Genomic DNA, 24,772 nt, shown 5'->3' with positions numbered 1-24,772 from the left:
GAGATCCCCTCCTTATGAAGCGTCTGAAGCGGCGTCTGCAGGTTTATAATACTTGTCTAAGATCTTCGTGTCAATACGGTCGAGCTCTTCTCTCGGAAGAAGTCCTAAAAGCTCCCAGCCGATGTTTAAGGTGTCGATGATGGTACGGTTGTCATGGATATCCTGTCCGATGAACCGTTTTTCAAATTCCCGGCCGAATTCCAGATATTTTTTATCGATCGGGGAGAGCTCATCTTCACCGATAACAGATGCGAGGGCTCTCGCGTCGCCCACCTTTGCGTAGCAGGAAAACAGCTGGTTTGCCACATCCTGATGATCTTCACGGGTAAATCCCTCACCGATGCCGTCCTTCATAAGACGGGACAGGGACGGAAGCACGCTGATCGGCGGGTAGATGGACTGACCGTTTAAGCCGCGGTCCAGAACGATCTGACCTTCTGTGATGTAACCGGTAAGGTCCGGGATCGGGTGGGTGATATCATCGTTCGGCATGGTAAGGATCGGGATCTGTGTGACAGATCCGTTGACTCCGGCGACGATTCCGGCGCGCTCATAGAGAGATGCCAGATCACTGTATAAGTATCCCGGATATCCCTTACGGGACGGGATCTCGCCCTTTGAGGAGGAGACCTCACGCAGCGCCTCAGCGTAGGAGGTCATATCCGTCAGGATGACCAGGATATGCATGCCCTTTTCAAAAGCCAGGTATTCGGCAACGGTAAGGGCAACCTTCGGTGTGATCAGACGCTCGACGACCGGGTCATTTGCAAGATTGATAAACATGGCAACATGGTCCAGGACGCCGCTCTCACGGAAGGTACGTTCAAAGTATTCGGCAACATCGTACTTGACGCCCATAGCTGCGAATACGACGGCAAACTTTTCATCGGAATTGTCTCCCAGGGAGGACTGCATGACGATCTGCGCTGCCAGCTGGTCGTGGGGAAGTCCGTTTCCGGAGAAGATCGGGAGCTTCTGTCCGCGGATCAGGGTCATCAAACCGTCAATGGCGGAGATACCGGTACGGATGTAGTTACGCGGATATTCACGGGCCACCGGGTTTAACGGCTTTCCGTTTACATCCAGTTTTTTATCAGCTAAGATCGGTCCCAGACCGTCGATGGGATTTCCAAGACCGTCAAAGGTACGGCCTAACATATCGGCGGAGACGCCGATCTCCATCGGATGTCCGGTGAGACGGGTATGAGTGTTTTTCAATGCCATGTTTCCGGTGCTCTCAAACACCTGGATCACGGCTTTATCCTCGTACGCCTCGATAATGCGTCCGAGCTTCTTTTCTTTTCCGTCGACGGTCATTTCCACGATTTCATCATAAGATGCCCCGGAAACGCCTTCGAGGACGGCAAGAGGGCCGTTTAAGGAACTAAGGCCAAGATATTCGACTGCCATTGTGATCTGCCTCCTTATGCGTTGCGCTCGATGACGGAATTGTAGAAGTCATCGATCTGCTTCTTATAGTCGTCAAACATGTCGAGACGGTCATTCGGGACGTCATATTTGATGGCAATGATCTTCTCAAAGATCTTTTCTTCTTTGAGGACGGATACCGGCATGCCCATGGCAACGAGGGCACGGGATTTTTTATAGAGATAAAGGATGATCTCCATCATCTTAAACTGCTTTTTCAGCGGAACGCAGGTATCTTCCTTATGGAAAGCGTTCTGCTGAAGGAAACCGAGACGGATAACCTTGGCGATCTCGAGAACGAGCTTCTGGTCATCAGGGAGAACATCGGATCCGATCAGTTTTACGATCTCCATCAGGCTGCTTTCCTGATTCAGGATCGTGACGAGCTGGTTACGGTAATTGACAAAGTTTTTATCCACATGCTCAGAGTACCAGGAAGAAAGATCCGTGAGGTATTCCGAGTAGCTGGTCAGCCATTGGATCGCCGGGAAGTGTCTCGCGTAGGCGAGGTTCTTATCAAGTCCCCAGAAGCAGCGGACGAAACGCTTGGTGTTCTGTGTGACCGGCTCGGAGAAATCGCCGCCCTGCGGGGATACGGCTCCGATGATGGATACGGAACCTTCCGTTCCGTTTAAGTTCTGGACCATTCCGGCACGCTCATAGAACTGGGACAGCCGGGATGCCAGATAAGCCGGGAAACCTTCCTCGGCCGGCATTTCCTCCAGACGGCCGGAGAGCTCACGGAGAGCCTCTGCCCAACGGGAGGTGGAGTCTGCCATGATCGCTACGTTGTATCCCATGTCGCGGTAGTATTCTGCAAGTGTCAGGCCGGAGTAAAGACTCGCCTCACGGGCGGCAACCGGCATGTTGGAGGTATTGGCGATCAGAGTAGTCCGCTCCATCAGTGGGTTTCCGCTCTTCGGGTCGATCAGCTCGCTGAACTCCTCCAGAACCTGTGTCATTTCATTTCCACGCTCGCCGCAACCGATGTAGATGATGATATCGGCATCGGACCACTTGGCGATCTGGTGCTGGGTCATGGTCTTTCCGGTACCGAATCCGCCCGGGATCGCCGCCGTGCCGCCCTTTGCGAGCGGGAACAGGGTATCAAGGATACGCTGTCCTGTGATCAGCGGTTTGGATGCCGGATAGCGCTTTACGGTCGGACGCGGGATGCGGATTGGCCATTTCTGTGTCATAGTGATCGCTTTTTCCGTTCCGTCCTTTGTCATGATCGTGAGCAGTGTATCATTGATCGTATATTCACCGTCGGAGACAACGGAGAGAACATCGCCCTCCAGATCCGGCGGGATCATGACTTTATGGGTAATGGCTCTCGTCTCCGGGACCTCCGCGATGATGGTGCCGCCGTAGACATGATCACCGCGCTTTACGGTCATGTGGGTCTGCCATTTCTTTTCTGTATCAAGGGATGTTACATGAACACCGCGGTCAATATAATAGCCGCTTGATTTTTTGATAGCGGCTAACGGACGTTCGATTCCATCAAAAATATTTGTGATAATGCCGGGGGCAAGTGTGACGGAGACAGGAGCTCCTGTTCCTGTGACCGGCTCTCCGGGCTTCAGACCTGTGGTCTCCTCATAGACCTCGATCGTTGTGCGTTCGGAGGTCAGTCCGATGACCTCGCCGACGAGGTTTGCCTCTCCGACGTAGAGCATCTCATTCATCTGAAAACCGGAATCACCGGCAATATAGACGATCGGGCCGTTGATTCCGTAAATTGTGCCTTTTGCAGCCATGTTGATTTCCTCCAAAAATGTTATAAAAAGTAACTGTCCGGCAGGTCTGCGCGTGTACCGCGTTGCCCGCGGAAACGTATCGCACAGTTACAGTGAGAACTGGAAGTCCTGTTCAGCTTCTTTGATCTTCGTCTCAAAGGAGTTATCGATCAGGATATTTTTCGAGGCGATGACGGCCCGCGTGCCGCCGAGAAACGGGTACTGGCTGACGCGGATGTCGCAGTCGGTCCTTAAGGATAAAAGATTCTGCTTTTCCTTGTCGGACGGGTCGATATAGATGTGGATCTCACTGGATCCTGCAAATGCTTTTTCTTTTTTGATCTGCGCCTCTAAGAGTGCGTCATATTTCGGGGTCTCCATGAACCGCGCCAGTTTGTCGCGAAGCTCAGAGAAGACTTTTCCGCGGAGTTCCTCATCTTTTCTGCTGTAGGAACGGCGGATCTCGATCTGGCCTAAGGACAGGTTCTTGTTGGTCTCCCGTGCGATCCGCTCTTTTTCGGCAGCGATCTGCAATGCTGCCTGCTTTCTGGCGTTTTCTTTATGCTCATTCAGGATCTTTTCCTCATAAGCAGTATAATCAGAGACTGCCTGCTCGTATTTCTTTAATGCGTCGCCTGTGCAGATGTCTTCAAAATGCTGTAATTTTTCTTCGGTTGTCAAAGCAGCCACCTCCTTGATTCCAATATCGATCTGCAGCGGTTCCGGATCGCTGTCGCCTGCGGACGGAACCGCTGTGTGCATACTATAACTTTAGTCCGATCGCGTCATTTACATATGCCGTGATGAAATCGGGCCGCCGTCCTGTTCCGTGGCGGTCCGGGATTTCGATGAGAAGCGGCTTTTTATGTTCTGTGCGTACCGTCTTAACCAGCTCAGGATACTTCTTTCCGAGCGTTTCGGTGAGCAGGATGATCCCGATATTTTTGTCTTTTAACACTTCGTTCAACGCCTTTTCCAGCGTTCCTTTTTCGTTTGCGATCACACCGTCCACGCCCGCCAGCCGCATGCCGGTCAGCGTGTCAGTGTTATCGCTGATCAAATACATTCTCATAGCCGGTCTCCATTCCTGGTAATAGTTCAGCCATGTTGTCAGGCATTAAAGTTTACCGATGATCATGAAGGAAATGATAAGTCCGTACAGGCAGACACCTTCGGCAAGACCTACGAAGATAAGAGATTTACCAAGAATGGAGGAATCCTCACTGATAGCGCCAAGTGCTGCGGATGCTGCCGCGGAAACGGCAACGCCGCCGCCGATACAGGAAAGTCCGGTGGAAAGAGCAGCTGCGATGTAGCCCATACCGGTGGAGATGCCGCCGGCTGCAGCTGTGGACTCGGCTGCGAATGCAGTGCCGCCAAAGAGTACGCAGACGGCGAAGAGCATGGTTCCGAAGAACATTACAGTGTTGGCCGCGAGGGCTGTTTTATAGCGTCCTTTCGTCTTTTCACCTGCGGCGAAAGCTCCGAAGGGGACTGCAATACTGAAGATAAGTGCAACGGTTAAAAGAAGTTTTACTGCGATTGTCATGACGATGACCTCCTAAAATCTGTATTTTACCATTTATTTTTATTTCTCGTAGAACGGTTTAAATTCCCGGCCGCTTCCCTTATAGAACCGGCTGAACAGCTCGTAGTACTCGAGACGGAGTACCTGGATCCCGACGATCAGGCCCTCCATGCCGCACACGAACAGGTTTCCGAGAACAATGACCGGTATGGACGGTGCTCCGGTTTCTGCGCCTGCGAGCATTAAAACAACCTGCATCATGGCTGCATGGCTGACGGCGAATGCACCCACACGGACGAAGGAAAGCGTGTTGGAGAAGTAGCTTAAGAGTACCTCAAACAGCTCGAAAAATCCCTGTGTGATGAACATTCCCACGCCACCGGAGATCTTCTCAGATTTCTTTTCCAGAACTGCTGTGAGCGGTTCCTTAAAGAACATCACGAGAAGCGGCAGGACGAACATGATGATCAGGATCGCTGCCGCCGGAAGTGTATGTCCGCTCATGAACATCACGATGGTGGCTGCAAGACTGAAATAAAAGACAAAGCCTGCGAGACCGTTTGTATCGAACCAGGTCTTTTCGGTGTCATGGTTCTTAAAGCTCGTAGTCATGTTTAAGATCATCGTAAAGAGGATGACTCCCATGCCGAGAGCAATGGCAACGACGAACACGGTGTTCAGACGACCCACAAACGGAAGATCCGTCATGGCTTCGGTCGGCTTTAACCACAGCGCCGGGATCACATCTTCAAATCCGAAGACGCTTCCGAAGAGGCATCCGAAGATCGTTGAGAAGAATCCGCAGCAGGAGATGATGGCTGCCAGATCGATCTTTTTGAACTTATAGAGCAGGAAACCTCCGATCAGAAGGACAAGTCCCTGTCCGGCATCTCCGAACATGAAGCCGAAGAAGATGGAGTAGGTGATGGCGATCAGAAGCGTCGGATCAAACTCGTCGTAGGACGGAAGTCCGTACATCTTTACGAACATCTCAAATGGCCGCAGCAGCGGAATGTTTTTTAACTTGGTGGGCGGAATGCTGGTCACGTGCTCTTTGCTGTCTTCTAAGACGAAGAAGGTGTCCGCGTCCTTTGCGAGGTCCCTGTGGAGAGCTTCCGCGTCCTCTTTTGTCATCCAGCCGCAGAGAATGTAGAACGGATGATCCTTATCATGGGTGCATGCCGCATACTTTCTCACATTGAAGTTTGCTTCATAGGATTTCAGCACCTGGCTGGCATCCCGGAGACTGGTCTGTCTCGTCAGCAGGTACCCGGAATCTTTTGCGTCCAGAGCCTGTTCCTTTGCTTTCAGATTTGCAAGCTCGTTTTCCAGACGTTCGACCTCGGTCTTCGGGGTTCCGGCGTACTCATCCGGGAGATAGATCCTCTCGAACTGCAGGGACGAGAAGACGGTGTCGATCCGGTCGGAGGTGATATCCGGTGTGAAGTAGAGCAAAGAAATATAGTGGTCTGATTCGTGGCATTTGAACAGGATCGTCTCATCCGAGCGGTCGGCGAATGCCTGAAGCTGCGGGAAGCTTTCCTTTCTGATGCGTCCGAACCGGTATTTGATGTGCTTCAGCTTCAGAATTGCCGGAATATCGAAGTCCAGTTCCACATACAGGCGTACCTGCTCCAACAGGGAAGAGACTTCTTTTTCTTTTGCCTTTAAGGACTCCCGCTCCTCATCGGAGGCGGCGAGCTCCGTATCCATGTCATTTACAAGTGTGATGGCGTTCTCCACGGGCATTGTTCCGGTGGAAATCTCCTGCTGTTTTGCGCCGGGACAGGAAGCGAGAAGTTTCTGCGCTTTCTGAAGCGGTTCCCGGTATGGATTGGTTCCGGGATATGGTTCTAATTTTGATGCGGATCTTAATTCGGTCAGCGCGTTTTCCAGCTGGATCTCATAGTGGGAGAGATACTGGTTGACCATTCGGTCCAGATCGTTCTTTGGCCCGGAGATGCTGACGAATTTCATTTTTTCGATCACAAAGCATACCCCCTTTTCTAACTTTCTGCCAGGCAGGTGAGAATTTCTGAACTGCCAAGGCTGTAACGGATCCCCTCAACGGTGGTGATGATTTTTCTGATCTCCTCTTCCTTAAAATAGAAGTAGCTGTTTAACGCAGCCGCGGAATATGGATCATTCCGTCCGGATTTGCTGTACACAGCATCCAGAAGCGCCCGGAACAGGGAATGCAGTTCCGGATTCTCCTGCTGTTCGCCGGATGCCCGAAAGATCCGGTTTCCGTAGCGGGTCCCCTTTAGGATCCGGTCAAATTCCTCTATAGATGGCGCTTCGGCAAGCTCTCTTGCCTGAGACTTTTTTAAACGGTGCCATACGGGGATCAGAAGCTCCATAATGGCATCGGCAGATAATTTGTAGTGGCGTTTCGCTCTTGCGAGCCATTCAATATTTAAAAGATCGATCTTTTCACCGGCACAGTCGGCGATGGCCTCCCGGTCGTCTTTTGAAAGCTGGTCTTTTAAACTTTTCCAGAAACGGATGAAGTACAGGATGTCCAGCGCAGATTCGAACTCAGACAGGGAAGTGATGCCCTGATCCTTTAAGTCCTTTAACGGACCATAATAAGGGGTGTTCTGAATGCTGTCCAGATATTCGTCCAGATCTTTTGAATCAGTCAGAGCGGTGAAATCCAGGTGGGAGTGCTTTCGGAAGAAGGGCTCAAAGCTCTTAAAGTTCAAATCTGAGCGTTTTCCGGAAACCGCGTCCCTCAGACACCGTTTCATGACATCGATCTCGAAATGGAGAAAGTAGAGATCCAGAAATTTTCTCTGGGTTCCGTTTGCGAATCGGAACAGCCTTGAGAAATCACCGTAGAGGGAGTGCCACAAAAGCTCTTCGATCTTACTTCTGTGGAGTTCCTCATTTTCGACACCGGAAAAAACATCCCTATAGGCGGGAGAACTTTTCAGGTATTCGACGGCAGCCGGTACATTCTCCATTCCCGCGAGGACCGAGAACTCATCATCCGTGAGGAAATGCCCGCGCATCGCGGCAAGCTTGGCAGCGATCGCACTGTAAGTGATGAGACTTCCCATAGATCACACCTCGGTCATAGAACGGAAGAGGGAGTCCACATACCAGGAATGCTTTTCTTCGTAATGCTGTTCCAGGCGGGCGATCTGGTCACCGGCGGCGGTTTTCTGCCTGTCAAGCTCCGCGGCGGCTTCTGCCTCCATTTTCTGGCGCATGGACTGGATTTCCAGTTCGGTTTCATGATTCAGCTCCTCGTCAAACTGTTTCGTCTTTGCCTCATATTCTGCTGCAAGAGTTTTTTTCTTGTCGGCAGCGCCGTCTAAGATCGCGACAGTCTTTTCTTCGATCTGGGAGAGCTGATTGATGATATTGTTCATTGATTTGTCTCCTTTCTGAGAAGGATTTTCCCTCATCCAGGGGGATGGGGCCAGATACCCGGGAATTTTATGCGGTAAAATTCAAGTCAGGTTTTCCTGGGTGTCTGACCCCGGTAACATCATAATATAACTTGAAAATCAGAAATTTCAAATATATAATAATTATGCTGTTATAACATGAATGTTATAATGAAACGAAAATGCCATAAATGAACGAAAAATTAGCACAAAATTAACAAAATCGTTAAGGCGCGAAAGAAAAAGGGGGAATGATATGGAAATCCAGCAGTTTCGGTATTTTTTGGCGGCAGCGCGGTATGAAAATCTGACAAAAGCGGCAGAAGATCTGCATATTGCCCAGCCGGCATTGTCCCAGTCCATCAAGCGTCTGGAGACGGAGCTCGGCATAAGCCTTTTTGACCGGAAAAATCACCGGATCGAGCTCAACGAACAGGGGAAACTCCTGAAAAAACGCCTGATCTCGATTCTGGAATCCATCGATAATCTAAAGGATGAGCTCTGGGAGTCGGTTTATTCATCGGAGCGCACGATCTATTTAAATTTCCTGTCCGCGTCGAACCTCATTACGAACAGTATTATTTCCTATCGGGCCCTGAAACCGGATGTCCAGTTTCAGGTATCCCAGCTTGAGATGACGGAGAACTGTGATATCCATATCGAATCAAGGATCGCTATATCTGTGACGCCTCCGCATCCGCAGGAACTTCCGGATGGTGTGGTAAGACGGGAATATCTGCGGGAGGAGATTTTTCTGGCAGTGCCGCCGGATTCAAAGTTTGCGAAGCATAAGACCGTCGATCTGCGGGAAGTGAAGGAAGAAAATTTCATCCGTCTCGGAAACGGCTGGCAGCTCCGCGGGATCTGCGATGATTTCTGCAGGAGAGCGGGGATCCGTCCTCAGGCGGTGTTCGAGAGCAATAGTCCCGAGTCGGTGCGAAACCTGATCGCGGCAGGGCTTGGAATCGGCTTCTGGCCGGAGAAGGCCTGGGGCGGAAAGCCGGGGCACGGTGTTGTCCTGATCCCGATCCGTTACCCGAATTGCAGGCGTGATCTTGTGGTCACAGTGTTTGAGCAGGCGAAAAATAAGCCGGTGGTGGATGAGTTTGTGAATTATTTCTGTAAGTATTTTGAGAAAGACCCGTCGGGGATGGGAGATGTGACGGTGTAAGAATGTAGTATAAATGAAAAAGAACTCTGAAGTCAGCAATAGGGCGGGATCCATCGGAATCCCGCCCTAAATATTGGCTTTAGAGCTTTTTGAATTTGATATTCCAATAAGTTATTACTCCGCTGTCAGAAATTCCTTCGCGACATAGGCTTCCTGTCCGTTGTACTTGATGACGGCCCAGGTATCGTCGTGGTCGCGGAGATATTCAACGGATGCGCCTGGGTCCAGTTTTCCGATGCGGTCCGCGTCGGTGGACGGTTCTTTGCGGACGTTTAAGGTCGTTGTTGTCTTGTAGGAGGAGCCGGAAGCTGTGCTCTCCGGTTCAGTCTCCGGGGCTGTGGTCTCTGCTGCTTCCGTTGTGATCACTGGTGCGGAGGTCTCCTCTGTAGCCGGTTTCTTCGGCGTGAGGACACGGATCAGGACGATCAGGATGATCACGAGGACGATCGGGACGACAAACTTTAAGAGGTCTGTGGGCTGGATGCCACTTCCGGAGCGCCCGAAACCGGAAGCTCGTCTTGACTGCTGGGAACGGGCCCCGGACGGGCGTCTGCCGCGGGCCGCTTTTCCGTTGTCTGCAAAGGAGTAGATCTCCTGGGACAGCACGTGGTAGGCCTGGTTTGCATTGTAGGCACCGTTATCGCCGTTTTTGGCGGCTTTTGTGCCGATGTCGTAGATCTGTAAGTAGTGCTCGGCGGTGGACTTTGAGATCCAGCCGTTGTTGTAGAGCTCGCGGATCATAGAATCCATAGAGCTTTCCATGATTCCCGCCTGATCACACTGGAGCTTAACCATGTATTCCACGGTCTGTTTTGCTTTGATCATGGACTGGTTGTATTGTTTTTGTCCCATGAGACGCTCGGTCTCCTGAACATTCTGACGGATCTTATCCCATCCGTTAGGAATGTCGTTTCTTGCCATATAAATCCCTCCGTTTTATGTATTTTAACGGCGCGTGAAGGTGAAAATCCGGTGCCGGTGAAGGTGCCGGATACTCACAGATGCCGTTTTCTTCTATGTAATGCTGTGCGCCTGATGAAACGATCGCAGACACGAAAAGAGCGATTTTGTCAGCCATTATCTTTATTATACTGGAACAGTAGGAAAATTGCACGAAAAATTTTTGAACAATTTAAGAATTCTCTGTTTCCAAAAGATATATTGAAAGAAAAATTCTGCGCGTCACTGTTACCTTGCAAAATAAGGCTTTCAATGATAAAATGATACACAAGCAATATCAGGAGGAAATACATTATGAGATTACGCCATATCAAAGGCGCTGAAGAAGAGATTGCTGAGAGCCCATATGTGGTCCAGGATCCGCAGTCACTGAAAGGAAGGTGGCATGAATTTTTTGGAAACGATAATCCGATCCGCATTGAGGTCGGAATGGGAAAAGGAAAATTCATCATGGAGCTTGCCCAGATGAATCCGGATATCAATTACGTGGGAATCGAGCGTTACTCCAGCGTTCTGCTTCGCGGACTTCAGAAGCGCGCGGAGCTGGAGCTTTCTAATATTTATTTTATGAGGATCGATGCCTTAGAGCTTACGGAGGTGTTCGCGGAGAATGAGGTGGAGCGGATCTACTTAAACTTCTCGGATCCGTGGCCGAAGGACCGCCACGCGAAGCGCCGTCTGACATCGGACCGTTTCCTTGCCGTGTATGATAAGATTTTACAGCCGGACGGAATCATCGAGTTTAAGACTGATAATCAGGACCTGTTCCGCTATTCGTTAGAATCCATTCCGGAGGCAGGCTGGCAGGTGACATCCCATACATTTGATCTTCACCACAGTGATATGGCCGAGGGAAATGTTATGACAGAGTACGAGACGAAGTTCTCCGCGGAGGGCAAGCCGATCTGTAAGCTGACGGCCTGTCGCGACAAGAAGGTTACCGCAAAACAGGCTGAATAAGCCGGGAATGTCTGCATATATTAAATGAGAAATGGCAAAAAGGCTGTGTGACGGATGAGTATGTGGACATGTCTGAAGCGGTGGCTCGCGCAGACAACCTGCGACAAGACAGAACTGAACCGGAAGATTATCCGGGTCAAGAAGTGTTTTGACGAGGCGAACGCTGTGGTCTGCGGCAAAAAGAAAAAATAAAAAAGGAGAAAATAACATGGAAGCAGTATTTACAAGCGCAAATTTTGATGTTGATGTTCTGGGATCCGATATCCCGGTAGTTGTGGATTTCTTTGCGACATGGTGCGGCCCGTGCCGTATGATGGCTCCGGTGATCGAAGAGCTCGCTGAGGAGTACGACGGAAAAGTAAAGATCGGCAAACTCGATGTAGACGAGAACAGTGATATTGCTGCCCGCTACGGAGTTATGTCTATCCCGACGATCATCCTTTTTAAGAACGGAGAAGTTTTTTCCAAGAGCGTTGGACTTCAGGATAAAGAAGTTCTGGAAAATGCGATCAAAGAGATGTTGTAGGAAATATAATGGAAAAGCCGGCAAACCCGCATGTTTGCTGGCTTTTTTAATCGTTTTATTTGTACCTGTTTTTTGAAAAACAAAAAAATTAAAAAAATTTCAAAAAAGGTGTTGACTTTTTTCTTGGTTTATCCTATAATACAAAACGTGCCACGGATGAGGCAAACAAAACAAAGAAAAACAACAAACCAAGCACCTTTAGCTCAGCTGGTAGAGCAGTAGACTCTTAATCTATTTGTCCAGGGTTCGAATCCCTGAAGGTGCACGAAAAAAAGCACTGTTTTAGCGGATGATAAGCCGCCGGGACGGTGTTTTTTGTTACACTGATATCGAATCATTCAATAATCATATCATTCGTTCAAATACTTGTTACCCGTTATATATTCCCGATTTTATGATTTTAATTTAATTTAAAAATGTGATATACTATATAAATAGAAGAAGTGTATGAAAAATTTACCAACAGGATCCTCATTTAGGGGATCCTGTTTCGGAATCACAGGTAATTAAAGGGAGATTAAAAGGATGAAAGAAATCAAAATCACAGAGATCGAAAACATCAGGATCGGCAGCGCAGAGAATAAAGAAGCGGGGACCGGGTGTACGGTTATTATCTGCGAGCGTGGAGCGGCAGCTGGGCTGGATGTCCGCGGGGGCGGTCCGGCATCCAGGGAATCGGAGCTTTTAAAGCCTATGGCGGCAGCTGACGTGATCCAGGCAGTTTTACTCAGCGGCGGCAGCGCGTTCGGTCTGGACGCGGCAGGCGGCGTTATGGAGTATCTGGAAGAGCGCGGGATCGGCTTTGATGTGGGAATCACGAAGGTGCCGCTTGTATGCGAGTCCTGCCTGTTTGACCTGATGGTCGGGGATTTTAAGACGAGACCGGATAAGGCCATGGGATACGCGGCGTGTGAGGGCGCGGAGAAGAATAATTATCAGGATGGAAACTTCGGCGCTGGAACAGGTGCGTCCGTCGGAAAGCTGGGGGACAAGTCTCTCTGCATGAAGGGCGGAATCGGAAGCTATGCGGTGCAGATTGGGGATCTGAAGGTCGGCGCAATCGTTGCGGTGAATGCGAGAGGCGATATCTATGACTGGAAGGACGGAAAGAAGGTGGCCGGTCTTTTAAATGCGGACAGGAAGACATTTGCGGACACAGAAGAAGCTGTTTATAAGAGCTATGAAGTGGTCAAGAACAAGTTCACCGGCGCGACAGAGAATACGACCATCGGTGCGGTGATCACGAACGCGGCATTCCCGAAGAGCAGCCTCTGCAAGATCGCCGGGATGGCCCACGACGGTTATGCGCGGGCGATCCGTCCTGTTCATACCTCTTCCGACGGAGACAGCATCTACGCGCTGTCTGTGGGCGATGTGAAGGCAGATCAGGATATGGTCGGAACCCTCGGTGCCCAGGTTATGGCGGAGGCGATCCTGAGGGCTGTGAGGAGCGCGGAGTCGGCCTACGGACTTGTTGGAGCGAAGGATTTATAAAAAAGAGCGGCTGCCCGGCAAAACTTTGCCGATATGACAGCCGCTTTTTCTATACGGTTACATCTGTCCTGTCACGCGCAGGTACAGACCAAGCTCCATCTCAAGCGCCTCTGAAATTCCGCGCTCATCTAATTGGAAATGGCAGTTATGGTGCGGGGAAGAGGTAATCGGGCGTTCGGGATCAGCCATTCCGATCTGGAAGTAGGCACCCGGCTTCTCAAGAAGATAGTAGGCAAAATCCTCACCGCCAAGGGCATCCGGGCGCTCGTAGACGGTATATCCGAGGTCTCTTGTGACACTGCGGACCGTTTCGATCTCCTCCGGCACGTTGATGGCTGCCGGATAGCCCAGAGTCGTGGTCACATCGCAGGTGAGGCCGAATCCGGCGCAGATCCCCCTGCTGATGGAGTGGATGGAGTCAAAGACTTTGTCGATCAGGTCATTGTTTAAAGTGCGGACATTGCCGCCGAGAGTCACAGTGTCCGTGATGATATTCGGATACTGGCCGCCATTTATATAGGAAACCGTAAGAACACCGCCTTCCAGCGGATTCTTTTTCTCAGCCAGGATCTGGTTTAAAGCAGATCCGACCATGCAGGCCACGGGGACCGGGTTCAGGGCATTCTGCGGATAACCGCCATGACCGCCCTTTCCATGGATCTTCACTTCATAAATACCGATCGCTGCGGAATACGCCCGGGGAGTCACGGCGATGGTGCCGAGCGGAAACGCGGAAGCACAGTGGAAACCATAGATGAGATCGACATCCTTCATGACACCTTCCTCGCAGAGCGCCTTAGCGCCTCCCGGGAGCTTTTCCTCGGCTGCCTGAAAGATCAGCTTCACAGTTCCACGGACAAGCTCTGGATGGGCTGTGAGGACCTTTGCGAAGGTTAAAAGGACTGCGGTATGGATATCGTGTCCACAGGCATGCATAACGCCGGGAACCTCGGACTTAAACGGGAGATCATTTTCTTCCTCCACCGGGAGCGCGTCGATGTCCGCGCGGAACGCGATGCATGGACCGGTTTTTTCGCCTTTTATGACAGCGACCGTGCTGGTTCCGGAGATCCCTTTCATCAGCGGGACGCCCAGGGCATTCAGGGTGCTGCGGATGTAAGCGGCAGTGTCTGTCTCCTGAAAGGAGAGCTCCGGGTGTCGGTGCAGGTAACGGCGTGTTTCGATCAGTTCTTTTTCATAAGGGCTTGTGATGGACTTGACAAATTCTTTCATATAAGACCTCCGTTTTTCTCGTTTATACTATTTATAGGAACAACTTATAGGAACAACAGATTATTGGTCTGTGGCTGGATCAAACGACACATTTGCGATCACGACTTCATTGTTAGTCCCGACCCGCATCGCCGGTCCCCAGACACCGGCACCGGAGGTGACAATAGACGTCATAGACCCCTTTTTCAGGACTCCGCAGGCGTTTTCCCAGAGAAAATGGACCACAAGGTTTGCCGGAAACATCTGCCCATCGTGGGTATGGCCGGAGAGGTCCAGGTCGACACCGGCATCGGAGGCCTCTGACAATTCTCCCGGCTGGTGATCCATGACGATGATGGGAAGTGAGGGATCGAGTGGTTCGGTGATCTCAGCAAAGGTTTTCCGCGGGAGCTGTTCTTTTTTTGCCATATCCTTATCCCGGCGGCCGACAAGATAGAATGCATTATTGATGCAGACGGTCTCGTCCTCCAGCATCGTGATACCGGCGTGGTGCAGAAATTCCGTAAACCGCCCGTCCCGGACGATCGTTTCCTTCTGTGGAAATGTGAATCCGGCGAGGATCTTCTCGCTTACGTCATGGTTGCCCCAGCAGGCGTATGTGCCGTACCGGCTCTTGATATCGGATAGAATGTCAGCCACCTTATCCGGGTCTTTGATCGCGTCGTAATCATTGTCGAAGAGATCTCCGGCAATGCAGACGAGATCGACATTTTGGGAGTTAATGGTGTCTACGATCTTTCTTACATGGGACTTCGTGGAGTTGTATCCAAGGTGAAGATCCGCGATCAGGGCGATCTTAAGTCCCGGAAGAGAAGAACTCTTTTCGATGACGACCGGATCCTGCCGCACATAGACCCGTCTTGCATGCAGGACACCGTAAATGCTGACCATAAGGATCAGGCCAATGACAAAGCCGCCAAAGATCACGAGATTTTTCGGCATGGTATGCAGCATGGCCGGATACCGGTATTTCATAAAGAAGGAATGGCCGGTGACACGGCGGATCACGTCGAAGGTGATGATAAAAAGCAGGATATATTCCAGAGTGCCGAGCCAGTAGTTGCTGATCACCCGGAGAAAATGGTGAAGTGGTTCTTTTGTGATCAGAAATCCGGTCAGCGGGCTGACGGCAAAAAATAGATAGAGGACTGTGACAGGGATCCTGAAAAACAGTGAATGAAGCGCCGGGGAGCAGGAATCCGCCCAGGCGTAGAGCCATAAAAGAATGTATGCCTGAAATAACAGGTAGATCGGAGATAAAAATACAGCTAACATGAGATACTCCTGATGCTTCGTGGACAGGAATGGTGTATAATGATTCCTGTACAAGTGGTTTATGGTGTAAGTATAGCGAACACTTTAGCAATTTGCAATGGAAAAGAAGAAAAGAGGTTGTTATGATCGATCTGACAGGAATGATCTCCATTCCGTATTTAAAGAAAACAGTATTTACCGGAAGTGAAAAGGGAACGAATTTTATGATCCGGAAGATCAGCGGAGAGGAAGGCGAGCCGGATAAGATTCAGGCGGTCACCTGGCCGGGGCCGTTTATTTTTTCTGTGACGGAAGATGAAAAAAAGACGTATCAGGAATTTGAGTTCAGCGAGGACGGGATCAAAGCGGCAGTAGCGTGGCTGAATGAGGTGACATAGAGAGAAATCCTGTATACAAAAAGGCCCGGAAGTTTCCGGGGTGAAAAATATTTTAAGAGCGAGTATGACCGGTGAAGTTAAGCCGGTTATACTCGTTCCTTGTTTTATAGACTTTAGCTGATCTGCGTATACAGAGCATTAGATCTGATGTACAGATGTGGGAGACGTTCCCTACATCGACGGTGTTCTCGCCACAAGATCCAGTGTCACATCCTTAAATCTCTGCTTTAAGAGCGCGCAGATCTCCTTCCGCTGCTCCATAAGCTTCGGGATCATGTCCTCGGTGAGCTGGAGCTTCGCACACCACGGCGCGTCGGGGTTTGTATCACCGGCAGCAGGATCCGGGTACACGCGGACGCGGAAGTCACGGAATCCAAGGTCGGAGAGGGATTTCTCCGCCCATTCCACATCCTTTAATACAGAAGATTCGATGGAAATTCCCGATGGAACTCTCGTCGCAAGACAGGCGTAGGCGGGCTTGTTCCATGTAAATAATCCGGCATTTCGGGAGTATTCCCGGAGTGCCGTTTTTGTCACTCTGGAAAGGCGCAGCGGGGACAGTACCTTCATTTCTTTTAAAGCGCGCATGCCCGGGCGGTCACCGGCGTCATCGGAGGCATTCGTTCCGTCCATGATCTCGGTAAAGCCGTCCTCCTTTGCGGCTTTCAGGATTCCGCTGAATACCTGATTCTTGCAGTAGTAACAGCGGTCTTTCGGATTGCTCTTTACGACTTTATCCGTCAGCACATCAAAGGGCAGGACCGTCATGTCCGCGTGTAACGATTCAGCGAGAAGCTTCGCGTCATCTAACTCAAATTGCGGCTGGAACGGAGTGGAGACATAGTAGGCATGTACATTTGCTCCGCAGGCCTTTGCGGCATAGAGAAGATAAGAGGAATCCGTTCCGCCGGAAAAAGCAAGAGCGATGGTAGAATGCTCCGCAAAAAATTCCCGGAGTGCGGCCGGAACGCAGTCTATGGAAACGTTGATCGTGTTGTTCATAAGGAATTCTCCGTCCTTTCATATTCTCAAGTTGAACGTCCGTGAGACTTGCCGCGTGATTCTGGTCAGAGAAGTTGACATATTCCTAACAGAATCACTGCGCATCCTCGCGGAGCGTTTATCTTAGCAGCCTCGTACGGGCGGCCATATCTTCATAGTAAAATGGTAGGTTTAATTTACTCATTATAATTCGCAGAGACGCAGAAGTCAAGCGTGTAACCGGGAAGGTGTTACCGTCGGGCGGAATTCCCGATTTTTATAGATTTTCAGTATTTTCATTTCAGTATGTTTGTTATATCATAGATGAATAAAATGACAAGGAGGATGCAGGCTATGGAAGACAGAGAACTAATCGTGAAGACATCCGCGTATATAGACCGTCACAGGGACGAGATGCTGTCGCTATGGGAAAAGATCGTTTCTATCGAAAGCGGAACCCCGGATAAAGAGGGCGTTGACCGGGTAGGTGCGGTCTTAAAGGATGAACTGGAAAGTGCCGGAGTGGAGACAGCTGTGATCCCGATGGAACGTTTCGGAAACCTCCTGACAGGCGTATGGCATAAAGAGGCAGCAGGCCAGCCCATCGTCCTGATCGGACACATGGACACGGTATTCGCGAAAGGCACGCTGGAGAAAAATCCGTTCCGCATCGATGAGAACGGAAATGCCCACGGACCGGGAGTTCTGGATATGAAGGCGGGACTTGTGATCGCTGTCTATATTTTAAAAGCGCTCCATGAATATGGATATGGGAAACGCCCGATCCGCGTTGTCTTTGCGGGAGATGAGGAGAACGGACACCGTCAGACAAATGCGGAGTCAGAGATCCGGAAACTCTGCGCGGGATGCGCGGCGGCATTCAACTTTGAGACGGGATTTATCGATGACGGACTCGTTGTCGGAAGAAAAGGTTCCTGCCGTGTGACACTCACCGTTCACGGAGTCGCGGCCCATGCTGGAAATGATCCACAGCGCGGAAGAAACGCAATTTTGGAGATGGCGCATAAGGTCATCGAGATCCAGAAACTTCATGACTTTGAACATGGACTTTTTGTGAATGTAGGTGTGATCCAGGGCGGAACGGTTGCAAACGCAGTGGCTGCGTCCTGTGAGGTTGGAATCGATATCCGCTACGACAGCTTTGAGCGCCTTGAGGAAACACTTCAGACGATCAAAAAGATTGCGGAGACGAGAACTGTCCCGGACACGACGGCAGATGTGACCTGGACGAAGCCGAGTACGGTAATGCTGGTATCGGAGAAAAATCTGGAGCTTTTCCGCCATGTCCAGAAGGCGGCAGACATGATCGGTTACGGAAAGCTGCAGACAAAGAAAGTCGGCGGATGGTCCGATTCCTGCCTGGCTGCGGCGGAAGGCGTTCCGGTAGTTTGCGCCATGGGCGTCAAGGGAGCGAACAATCATTCAATGGAGGAGTATGCGGTAGCTGAGACGCTGTTTTCCAGAGCGAAACTGGCATTGGCTTCCATCATTACGTTTTGACAGACATGAAAGAGACAAGAAAAAAATATGACATGCTGACGGACAATCCGGGAAAATCCCTGCTTTTCTTCGTGCTTCCGATGATACTCGGAAATCTTTTTCAGCAGTTTTACAACATCACGGACTCAGTAGTGGTAGGAAAATTCGTCGGGGAACAGGCGTTAGCGGCGGTTGGCGCATCCTATGCGATCACGAACGTCTTTATCGCCATCGCCATCGGCGGCGGAATCGGAAGCTCCGTGGTGATCTCCCAGTTCCTGGGGGCGGGAAAACTCGCGAAGATGAAGACGGCAGTCTACACGACGATGTTCAATTTCCTTGGGATTGCGGCGTTTCTGGCAGCAGTGGGGATCCTGTTCAACAACCGGATCCTGAATCTCGTCAACGTACCGGAGGATATCTTCTCCGACGCGGCGCTGTATCTGGCGATCTACTTTATCGGACTGCCGTTCCTGTTCATGTATAACGTTCAGGCATCGATCTTCAACGCGTTGGGAGATTCAAAGAAGCCGCTGTACCTTCTGATCTTTTCTTCCCTGTTAAACATCGCGTTGGACATGATCCTTGTGATCGTTTTCAAGCAGGGTGTCCGGGGCGTTGCGCTGGCGACACTGATCGCACAGGGAATCTCGGCGGTGATCTCCTTCCTTCTTTTGATGCGGAAGCTAAAGGGGTATCCTGCCGAGGAGCCGGTGCGTCTCTACAGCGGAGAGATGGCGGTCTCCATGGTGAAGATCGCCGTTCCGTCCACGCTGCAGCAGTCCATCGTACAGATCGGAATTTTGCTGGTCCAGTCTGTGATCAACAGCTTCGGCTCCACGGCAATCGCCGGATACTCCGCAGGCATGCGGATCGAGTCCTTGAGTATCGTGCCGATGTTGGCCATGGGAAATGCTATGTCAACCTTCACAGCCCAGAATATGGGGGCTGGAAAGATCGACCGGGTGAAGGAAGGTTACCGGATGTGCTATGTGATCGTCTTGACGGCGGGTGCTGTGCTCTGCGTGATGTACCAGCTGGCAGGAGGCGCATTCGTGTCCCTGTTTCTTGACAGCGGCAGCAGTGAGGCGTATTCGGTGGGACTCAGTTATGTGAAGTTCTTATCGTTTTTCTACTCGTTTATCGGCCTCAAGGCGTCCACGGACGGTCTGCTGCGCGGCGCAGGTGATGTGACGGCATTTACGGTGGCAAACCTCGTGAATCTCGCGATCCGTGTCAGCGTGACGAACCTGTTTGCTCCGGTCTACGGGATTCAGGTAGCATGGATGGCGGTTCCCCTTGGCTGGGCCGCGAATTATGTGATCTCGTTTGGATGGTATCTGACAGGAAAATGGAAGAAGGTCCGCGTGATAAAGAAGTAATATACGGATAGGAAATCTCCGGACTGAGAAATGCTGTACAAAAGTGCAGGCAGATTTTATGAAATATGAAAAAATAGTTCCGATGGTTCAGATTTGATGTAAAATGAAAACGGATCGATCTGGTTGGCCGGAAGGGCATACAGTATCAATTACAGAAGAAAGGACAGAAATCATGGAACAGAAAATACTTGCTTACTTAAAAGAACATGAGACGGAGATCTTTGAGGACTTAAAATCTCTAGTCCTGACAGAGGCCAGCACTTCAGATATTGAGGCTCTGGCAAAGGTGCGGGAAAAGCTGATCATGCTGATCAAGGAGCGCACAGGAGAGGACAGCTTTGTCTACGAAGCGGAGAACGGACACTGTCCGGTGCGGTTCCAGTATGGAAAGGGTACGGAGAAGATCCTGTTTATCGGTCATTATGACACCGTACATCTCATCGGTGCGCTGAAGTATTATACAGAAGGAAATGAGCTCCACGGACCGGGTGTTTATGACATGAAAGGCGGACTTATTTCCGCGATCTGGACTGTAAAGGCATATAAGGATCTTGGGATCGATCCGGGAAAGAGGCTGGAATTCATCTTTAATGGTGACGAGGAGACCGGAAGTGCTGAGTCCACCGATATCATTTGTGAGCTTGCGAAGGACGCGAAGGCGGCGCTTGTCTGCGAGCCGTGTACAGCGAACGGAGATTTAAAGACAGGAAGAAAAGGCCTTGTCCGTTTTACCGTAAGGATTCATGGAAAGGCATCCCATGCAGGAAATGCCCATAAAGAGGGGATCAACGCCATCGAGGAACTGGCGCATGAGATCCTCGCAATCCAGAAACTGACAGATTACGAGGCTGGAACTACCGTCAATGTGGGCGTTTGCAGCGGCGGTACAAAACCGAACGTTGTCCCGGCAGAGGCAGAGATCGAGATCGACTGCCGTGTAAAGACAGCCGCCGAGGGCGACAGGATCCGCAAGGCGATCAACGAGATCAGGACGACGGTTCCGGGAACCACAAGGGAAGTCATCGAACGGGACAGCAAGATGCCGATGGAGGAGACGGAGGCGAACATGGCGCTCTTTGAGAAGGCGAAGATCTGCGGCGAGAAGGTCGGGCTTAAGTTTTCCCATCAGTTTGTGGGCGGCGGCAGCGATGGAAACGAGGTGTCTGCTCTGGGTATCCCGACCCTTGACGGTCTCGGCGCAGCCGGTGACGGGGCTCACTCCGCAAACGAGTACATCCTGATCGACCAGTATATTCCGAGGATCGCGATGCTGGCTTCGTTTGTGCTGACGATCTGAGAGATTTCAATACATAAGATATAAACAGAGAGCGTATTGCCTAAAAAAGGTGGTACGCTCTATTTTATGTAACAGAAAATTCCGAGGAATTCCCTGTTGCATAAAAAGACACATTCTTTTTTATTGCCTGAGACGTGACGAAAATACATTGTTTATAAGAAGTTATGGAAAAAAAGCGCACCATACAACTGAAACTGCTATGGTGCGCAAAAAACAATTTTAGTTTTTGATCGGAAACGTGATCTGCGCCTTAAACAGGTCGCCATCGATGATCAGCTCGAACTTTCCGCCCTGAAGAGTTGTCAGGTCTTTCGCAATGGAAAGTCCAAGTCCGCTTCCCTCCGTGGTTCGGGAAACGTCACCGCGGACGAATCGCTCGGTGAGCTCATCCGGGCTGATGTTTAACGGGTTTGCGGACACATTCTTGATCGTGAACACAACGTCGGCGCCATGGTCCTCGATTGTGACGTAGACGCGGGTTCCCTCTAACGCGTACTTGAATGCGTTATTATAGAGGTTTTCAAGGACACGCCATAGCCTTCGCCCGTCTGCCTCGATCATGATGACCTCGTTCGGAAGTGTGTTGACGATCTCCAGATGGCGGATCGCGTATTTTTCCTCAAATTCTCCGGTCGTCTGCTGGACAAGTTCCACGAAATCGATATTTGTGATCTCCAGCTTGATATTTCCGGAGCTTGCGCGGGAAGCTTCCACAAGATCCTCAGTCAGTGTCTTTAACCTCTGGGATTTCTGATCCAGAACCTCCAGATATTTCTGAACCGTCGGGTCTTCAATGTGCTGGCGCTTGATGAGGTCCACATAGTTGATGATGGAGGTCAACGGTGTCTTGATATCGTGGGACACGTTCGTGATCAGGTCGGCCTTCAGGCGTTCGCTCTTTACCTGTTCGGCAAGAGCTGTCTCCAGACCGTCACTGATACGGTTCAGTCCTTCGGCGAGTTCCGCCTCCAGACTCGAGAAATCATTGACATCCACCTTGTAGCTCGTCTCCCCGGAGGCGAGTTTTTCGATGGCGGCATGGATCTTGTCCGTCTGGTCCGCATTCCGGTAGATAAAGTAGAATACCAGAAGGTTTCCGGCGATCCAGGCGATCATCACGAAGATGAACGGCATGAACTGGAATACGGAATTTTCATGATGGAAGATCATGAATGCCCCCACGGTGATCATGAATACGTTGTATGCAAGATACAGCACAAAGCCTATTGTGATCCGGTAGCGGAATGTGCTCTCGGAGAGTGTTTCTGTAAGATCATGCAGAAAGCTGTTTTTCCAGAGGGTTTCCGCCTTGTATCTGCGGATCAGGCTGAAGAAGGTCAGGATGACGCAGAAATATAGGTATCCGAAGGCCACCAGCAGGTTCGCGCGGTCCCAGTAATCTGATGTCACTACCAGGTGCAGGAGCTTTGATGTCACCGGCGCCATGATGTGGATGCAGAGGTAGGACACGAATGCCATCAGGAGCAGCATGAAATCCGTTTTTGTCCGGTCAAATGGGTAAAGCGTGATGGTCCGGTCAGAGATCGACGCATGTCCGGACAGGAACAGCAGGAATGCGAAGGTCACGAGGGAACCGGCAAGTCCCGCGATCGTAATATAAAGTCCGTTGGAGAAATTCACGCGGGACTTATTATAGGCGGTATATGCCTGGGCATAGTCATCGTTCGCCTTATAGGATGTGTCGAGACCGATGACCACATAGTAGCTGTTGCCGTTGTACGGGTTATTTTTCGACATCAGCGCCGGGATACTCGGAAAGTTGGATTCGAAGTTCGTCCGGACCGCAAGGTCGTTGGAGTCTCCGGAATAGTAGATATATCTTCCCATGGCCATAATGTCATCGTTGGACATCTCCGGCGCGTTGGTATGGATCTCATAGATCGCATTATTTTTTGAGTAGTACGCCACGCGGAAATAGAGATTCGTAAAGTCGCTCATGAGTCTCGAGTAGATCGAGTAGTAGGAAGAGAAACGCCTTAAGATCTCATACGTCAGGTCCGGCATCGTCGAGAAGGACTGATCCGGGCTCGTTAAGTCTTCCTCAGACTGGTAGCAGCGGTAGCGGACATAGACCTGTTCCTGGTCTTCCTCGGACAGAGTCTCCGGACCGCCCTTTAACGCGTAGTTGTCGGACTCGTCCATGTAGTAGCCCAGGGATTTTCCGTACTGGATAATATCATCCAGAGTGTAGGATTTCTCACCGCCAGGTCCCGTGGTGACTTCCAGGACGACCTGGGAGTAGTCGACCTCACCGTTTACCTCGAAAATATCCTGATACTGGACATAATCGAAGATATTTGTGATATCTGCCTGGACTTTTTTGCTGAAATCCGGGGACTGTTCAAAGGTCTCCGTCTTGATCCAGTCGAGACCCCGGCCGTAGTTGCTGTTTAAATACATGAACCCGATTCCGACGAGTGTCACGCAGGCAAAGAGAAAGTGAAGGAAGCCGACGAGACGCTTGAAAAATGAGTTTGTCTTTTTTTCTGCCATCTGGACTCTCCTTACTGCTTCTCGATCTTATAGCCGACGCCCCAGACTACCTTTAAGTAGCGGGGTTCTTTCGGGTTGATCTCGATTTTCTCGCGGATATGGCGGATGTGGACGGCAACAGTGTTATCTGCACCAATTGCGTCTTCATTCCAGATTTTTTCGTAAATTTGGTCAATAGAGAAAACCTTCCCCGCGTTCTTCACGAGAAGAAGCAGGATGTTGTACTCGATGGGTGTCAGCTTGATCGGCTCTCCGTCGACGGTAACTTCCTTGTTCTCATCGTTGATCATCAGTCCGCCGCACTTGTAGACCTGGGAGCTGCCCTGCTGGTTCAAATTGCCGAGCTGGGTGTAGCGGCGGAGCTGGGATTTCACGCGGGCTACGAGCTCTAATGGGTTAAACGGCTTTGTAATGTAGTCGTCAGCGCCGATGTTTAACCCTAAGATCTTATCGGTATCCTCGGATTTCGCGGAGAGGATGATGATCGGGATACTGCTGGTCTCGCGGACCTTAAGTGTGGTGCGGATCCCGTCGAGACCCGGCATCATGACATCCACGATCATTAAGTTTACTTCATTCTTCTCCAGAAGCTCCAGAGCTTCATAGCCGTCGTAGGCCTTAATTACATTGAAACCTTCGCCGGTCAGATAAATATTGATCGCTTCTACGATCTGTTTGTCGTCATCGCAGACGAGAATGGTTGGCATAATCGATTCCTCCTCATATCAGACATAATAAAAGATGAAAAATCGTAACTGACCATGTTTCCAGTTACGAAAAAATCAAATCAAAGAAAAAATATATCATAATTCAGTATAGCATAAAAATGACGCAAAAACATAAGGAACGTTCTTAAATTTTTATGTAGAGATGTAAAGGGGTGTTACAGTACACGGGTACTCTATGCCCGCGCACTGTAACAGGATTTTGCCGATGCTTCGCATTCCGAATCGGCAAAATCCGCGGCCATAACGGTATCATACGGAATTTTCAGTTCAGAAAATTCCTA

At 50.5% G+C, this 24,772-nt stretch carries 23 protein-coding genes and 1 tRNA gene; 10 read left to right on the top strand and 14 right to left on the bottom strand.

What is annotated here, in order from left to right:
- Positions 1-12 precede the first annotated feature (12 nt).
- The 8 genes from GPK90_RS01205 to GPK90_RS01170 all read right to left on the bottom strand — a co-directional run bounded on the left by GPK90_RS01205 (position 13) and on the right by GPK90_RS01170 (position 8,075).
- Positions 13-1,410 carry a V-type ATP synthase subunit B gene (locus GPK90_RS01205; protein WP_215701943.1) on the bottom strand — a complete coding sequence of 466 codons (1,398 nt, stop codon included), beginning with the start codon at positions 1,408-1,410 and terminating at the stop codon, positions 13-15.
- A gap of 14 nt (positions 1,411-1,424) precedes the next feature.
- Entirely contained in the window at positions 1,425-3,191 is a 1,767-nt protein-coding gene (locus GPK90_RS01200) for a V-type ATP synthase subunit A (RefSeq protein WP_215701942.1), read from the bottom strand.
- Positions 3,192-3,278: 87 nt separating this feature from the next.
- Positions 3,279-3,860, bottom strand: coding sequence for a V-type ATP synthase subunit E (locus tag GPK90_RS01195; protein ID WP_346011192.1), 582 nt, complete (start codon positions 3,858-3,860; stop codon positions 3,279-3,281).
- Between the two features lie 73 nt (positions 3,861-3,933).
- Complete coding sequence (locus tag GPK90_RS01190) at positions 3,934-4,242, bottom strand: V-type ATP synthase subunit F (protein WP_118531239.1); 309 nt, start codon at positions 4,240-4,242, stop codon at positions 3,934-3,936.
- Positions 4,243-4,287: 45 nt separating this feature from the next.
- The gene (locus tag GPK90_RS01185) at positions 4,288-4,719 is read right to left on the bottom strand and encodes an ATP synthase subunit C (RefSeq protein WP_015552854.1); all 432 of its coding nucleotides are present in this window, start codon (positions 4,717-4,719) and stop codon (positions 4,288-4,290) included.
- 39 nt (positions 4,720-4,758) lie between these two features.
- Positions 4,759-6,687, bottom strand: coding sequence for a V-type ATP synthase subunit I (locus GPK90_RS01180; RefSeq protein WP_215701940.1), 1,929 nt, complete (start codon positions 6,685-6,687; stop codon positions 4,759-4,761).
- Positions 6,688-6,704: 17 nt separating this feature from the next.
- The gene (locus GPK90_RS01175) at positions 6,705-7,760 is read right to left on the bottom strand and encodes a V0D/AC39 family V-type ATPase subunit (RefSeq protein ID WP_015552855.1); all 1,056 of its coding nucleotides are present in this window, start codon (positions 7,758-7,760) and stop codon (positions 6,705-6,707) included.
- Between the two features lie 3 nt (positions 7,761-7,763).
- On the bottom strand, positions 7,764-8,075 hold the full coding sequence (locus tag GPK90_RS01170) for a hypothetical protein (RefSeq protein WP_015552856.1): 312 nt from the start codon (positions 8,073-8,075) through the stop codon (positions 7,764-7,766).
- 274 nt (positions 8,076-8,349) lie between these two features.
- Between GPK90_RS01170 and GPK90_RS01165 the strand changes: the two genes are divergently transcribed.
- Positions 8,350-9,264 carry a LysR family transcriptional regulator gene (locus GPK90_RS01165; protein WP_215701939.1) on the top strand — a complete coding sequence of 305 codons (915 nt, stop codon included), beginning with the start codon at positions 8,350-8,352 and terminating at the stop codon, positions 9,262-9,264.
- A gap of 114 nt (positions 9,265-9,378) precedes the next feature.
- Here the strand turns inward: GPK90_RS01165 and GPK90_RS01160 are convergent, their stop codons facing one another.
- Positions 9,379-10,185: an SH3 domain-containing protein gene (locus tag GPK90_RS01160; protein WP_215701938.1), complete on the bottom strand. Its 807-nt coding sequence runs from the start codon at positions 10,183-10,185 to the stop codon at positions 9,379-9,381.
- A gap of 333 nt (positions 10,186-10,518) precedes the next feature.
- Between GPK90_RS01160 and trmB the strand changes: the two genes are divergently transcribed.
- The 5 genes from trmB to GPK90_RS01135 all read left to right on the top strand — a co-directional run bounded on the left by trmB (position 10,519) and on the right by GPK90_RS01135 (position 13,204).
- Entirely contained in the window at positions 10,519-11,184 is a 666-nt protein-coding gene (gene trmB / locus GPK90_RS01155; protein WP_118531249.1) for a tRNA (guanosine(46)-N7)-methyltransferase TrmB, read from the top strand.
- Between the two features lie 54 nt (positions 11,185-11,238).
- Positions 11,239-11,376, top strand: a complete 138-nt coding sequence (locus GPK90_RS01150) for a hypothetical protein (RefSeq protein WP_166462232.1) — start codon at positions 11,239-11,241, stop codon at positions 11,374-11,376.
- A 16-nt stretch (positions 11,377-11,392) separates the two neighbouring features.
- Positions 11,393-11,710: a thioredoxin gene (gene trxA, locus GPK90_RS01145; RefSeq protein WP_215701937.1), complete on the top strand. Its 318-nt coding sequence runs from the start codon at positions 11,393-11,395 to the stop codon at positions 11,708-11,710.
- A 192-nt stretch (positions 11,711-11,902) separates the two neighbouring features.
- Positions 11,903-11,975, top strand: a tRNA-Lys gene (locus GPK90_RS01140).
- Between the two features lie 260 nt (positions 11,976-12,235).
- The gene (locus GPK90_RS01135; RefSeq protein WP_015552862.1) at positions 12,236-13,204 is read left to right on the top strand and encodes a P1 family peptidase; all 969 of its coding nucleotides are present in this window, start codon (positions 12,236-12,238) and stop codon (positions 13,202-13,204) included.
- A 57-nt stretch (positions 13,205-13,261) separates the two neighbouring features.
- On the opposite strand, the gene GPK90_RS01130 is transcribed toward GPK90_RS01135, so the two are convergent.
- Together GPK90_RS01130 and GPK90_RS01125 are read right to left on the bottom strand one after the other, a co-directional pair.
- Positions 13,262-14,437, bottom strand: a complete 1,176-nt coding sequence (locus tag GPK90_RS01130; RefSeq protein ID WP_215701936.1) for a M20 metallopeptidase family protein — start codon at positions 14,435-14,437, stop codon at positions 13,262-13,264.
- A 60-nt stretch (positions 14,438-14,497) separates the two neighbouring features.
- Positions 14,498-15,712, bottom strand: coding sequence for a metallophosphoesterase (locus tag GPK90_RS01125; protein ID WP_215701935.1), 1,215 nt, complete (start codon positions 15,710-15,712; stop codon positions 14,498-14,500).
- Positions 15,713-15,834: 122 nt separating this feature from the next.
- On the opposite strand from GPK90_RS01125, the gene GPK90_RS01120 reads away from it, so the two are divergent.
- The gene (locus GPK90_RS01120) at positions 15,835-16,089 is read left to right on the top strand and encodes a hypothetical protein (RefSeq protein ID WP_215701934.1); all 255 of its coding nucleotides are present in this window, start codon (positions 15,835-15,837) and stop codon (positions 16,087-16,089) included.
- A 171-nt stretch (positions 16,090-16,260) separates the two neighbouring features.
- Here the strand turns inward: GPK90_RS01120 and larE are convergent, their stop codons facing one another.
- A complete protein-coding gene (larE, locus tag GPK90_RS01115) occupies positions 16,261-17,091 on the bottom strand; it encodes an ATP-dependent sacrificial sulfur transferase LarE (RefSeq protein ID WP_215701933.1) in 831 nt (276 codons plus the stop codon).
- Positions 17,092-17,424: 333 nt separating this feature from the next.
- On the opposite strand from larE, the gene GPK90_RS01110 reads away from it, so the two are divergent.
- From GPK90_RS01110 to GPK90_RS01100, 3 genes are all read left to right on the top strand, one after another.
- Positions 17,425-18,591 carry a M20 family metallopeptidase gene (locus tag GPK90_RS01110; protein ID WP_215701932.1) on the top strand — a complete coding sequence of 389 codons (1,167 nt, stop codon included), beginning with the start codon at positions 17,425-17,427 and terminating at the stop codon, positions 18,589-18,591.
- A gap of 5 nt (positions 18,592-18,596) precedes the next feature.
- Entirely contained in the window at positions 18,597-19,952 is a 1,356-nt protein-coding gene (locus tag GPK90_RS01105) for an MATE family efflux transporter (protein WP_215701931.1), read from the top strand.
- A 172-nt stretch (positions 19,953-20,124) separates the two neighbouring features.
- Positions 20,125-21,249: a M20 family metallopeptidase gene (locus tag GPK90_RS01100; RefSeq protein ID WP_118531267.1), complete on the top strand. Its 1,125-nt coding sequence runs from the start codon at positions 20,125-20,127 to the stop codon at positions 21,247-21,249.
- Between the two features lie 219 nt (positions 21,250-21,468).
- Here the strand turns inward: GPK90_RS01100 and GPK90_RS01095 are convergent, their stop codons facing one another.
- Positions 21,469-23,763, bottom strand: coding sequence for a HAMP domain-containing sensor histidine kinase (locus GPK90_RS01095; protein ID WP_142410703.1), 2,295 nt, complete (start codon positions 23,761-23,763; stop codon positions 21,469-21,471).
- An 11-nt stretch (positions 23,764-23,774) separates the two neighbouring features.
- Positions 23,775-24,470: a response regulator transcription factor gene (locus GPK90_RS01090; RefSeq protein WP_015552872.1), complete on the bottom strand. Its 696-nt coding sequence runs from the start codon at positions 24,468-24,470 to the stop codon at positions 23,775-23,777.
- Positions 24,471-24,772: the final 302 nt, after the last annotated feature.

Origin of the sequence: Clostridium sp. MCC344 (genome assembly GCF_018785365.1) — a bacterium.
In the GTDB taxonomy this organism is placed as follows: domain Bacteria; phylum Bacillota; class Clostridia; order Lachnospirales; family Lachnospiraceae; genus Pilosibacter.
Note: the sequence above shows the minus strand (reverse complement) of the source record. Positions and strands in the feature narration are given on the sequence as shown.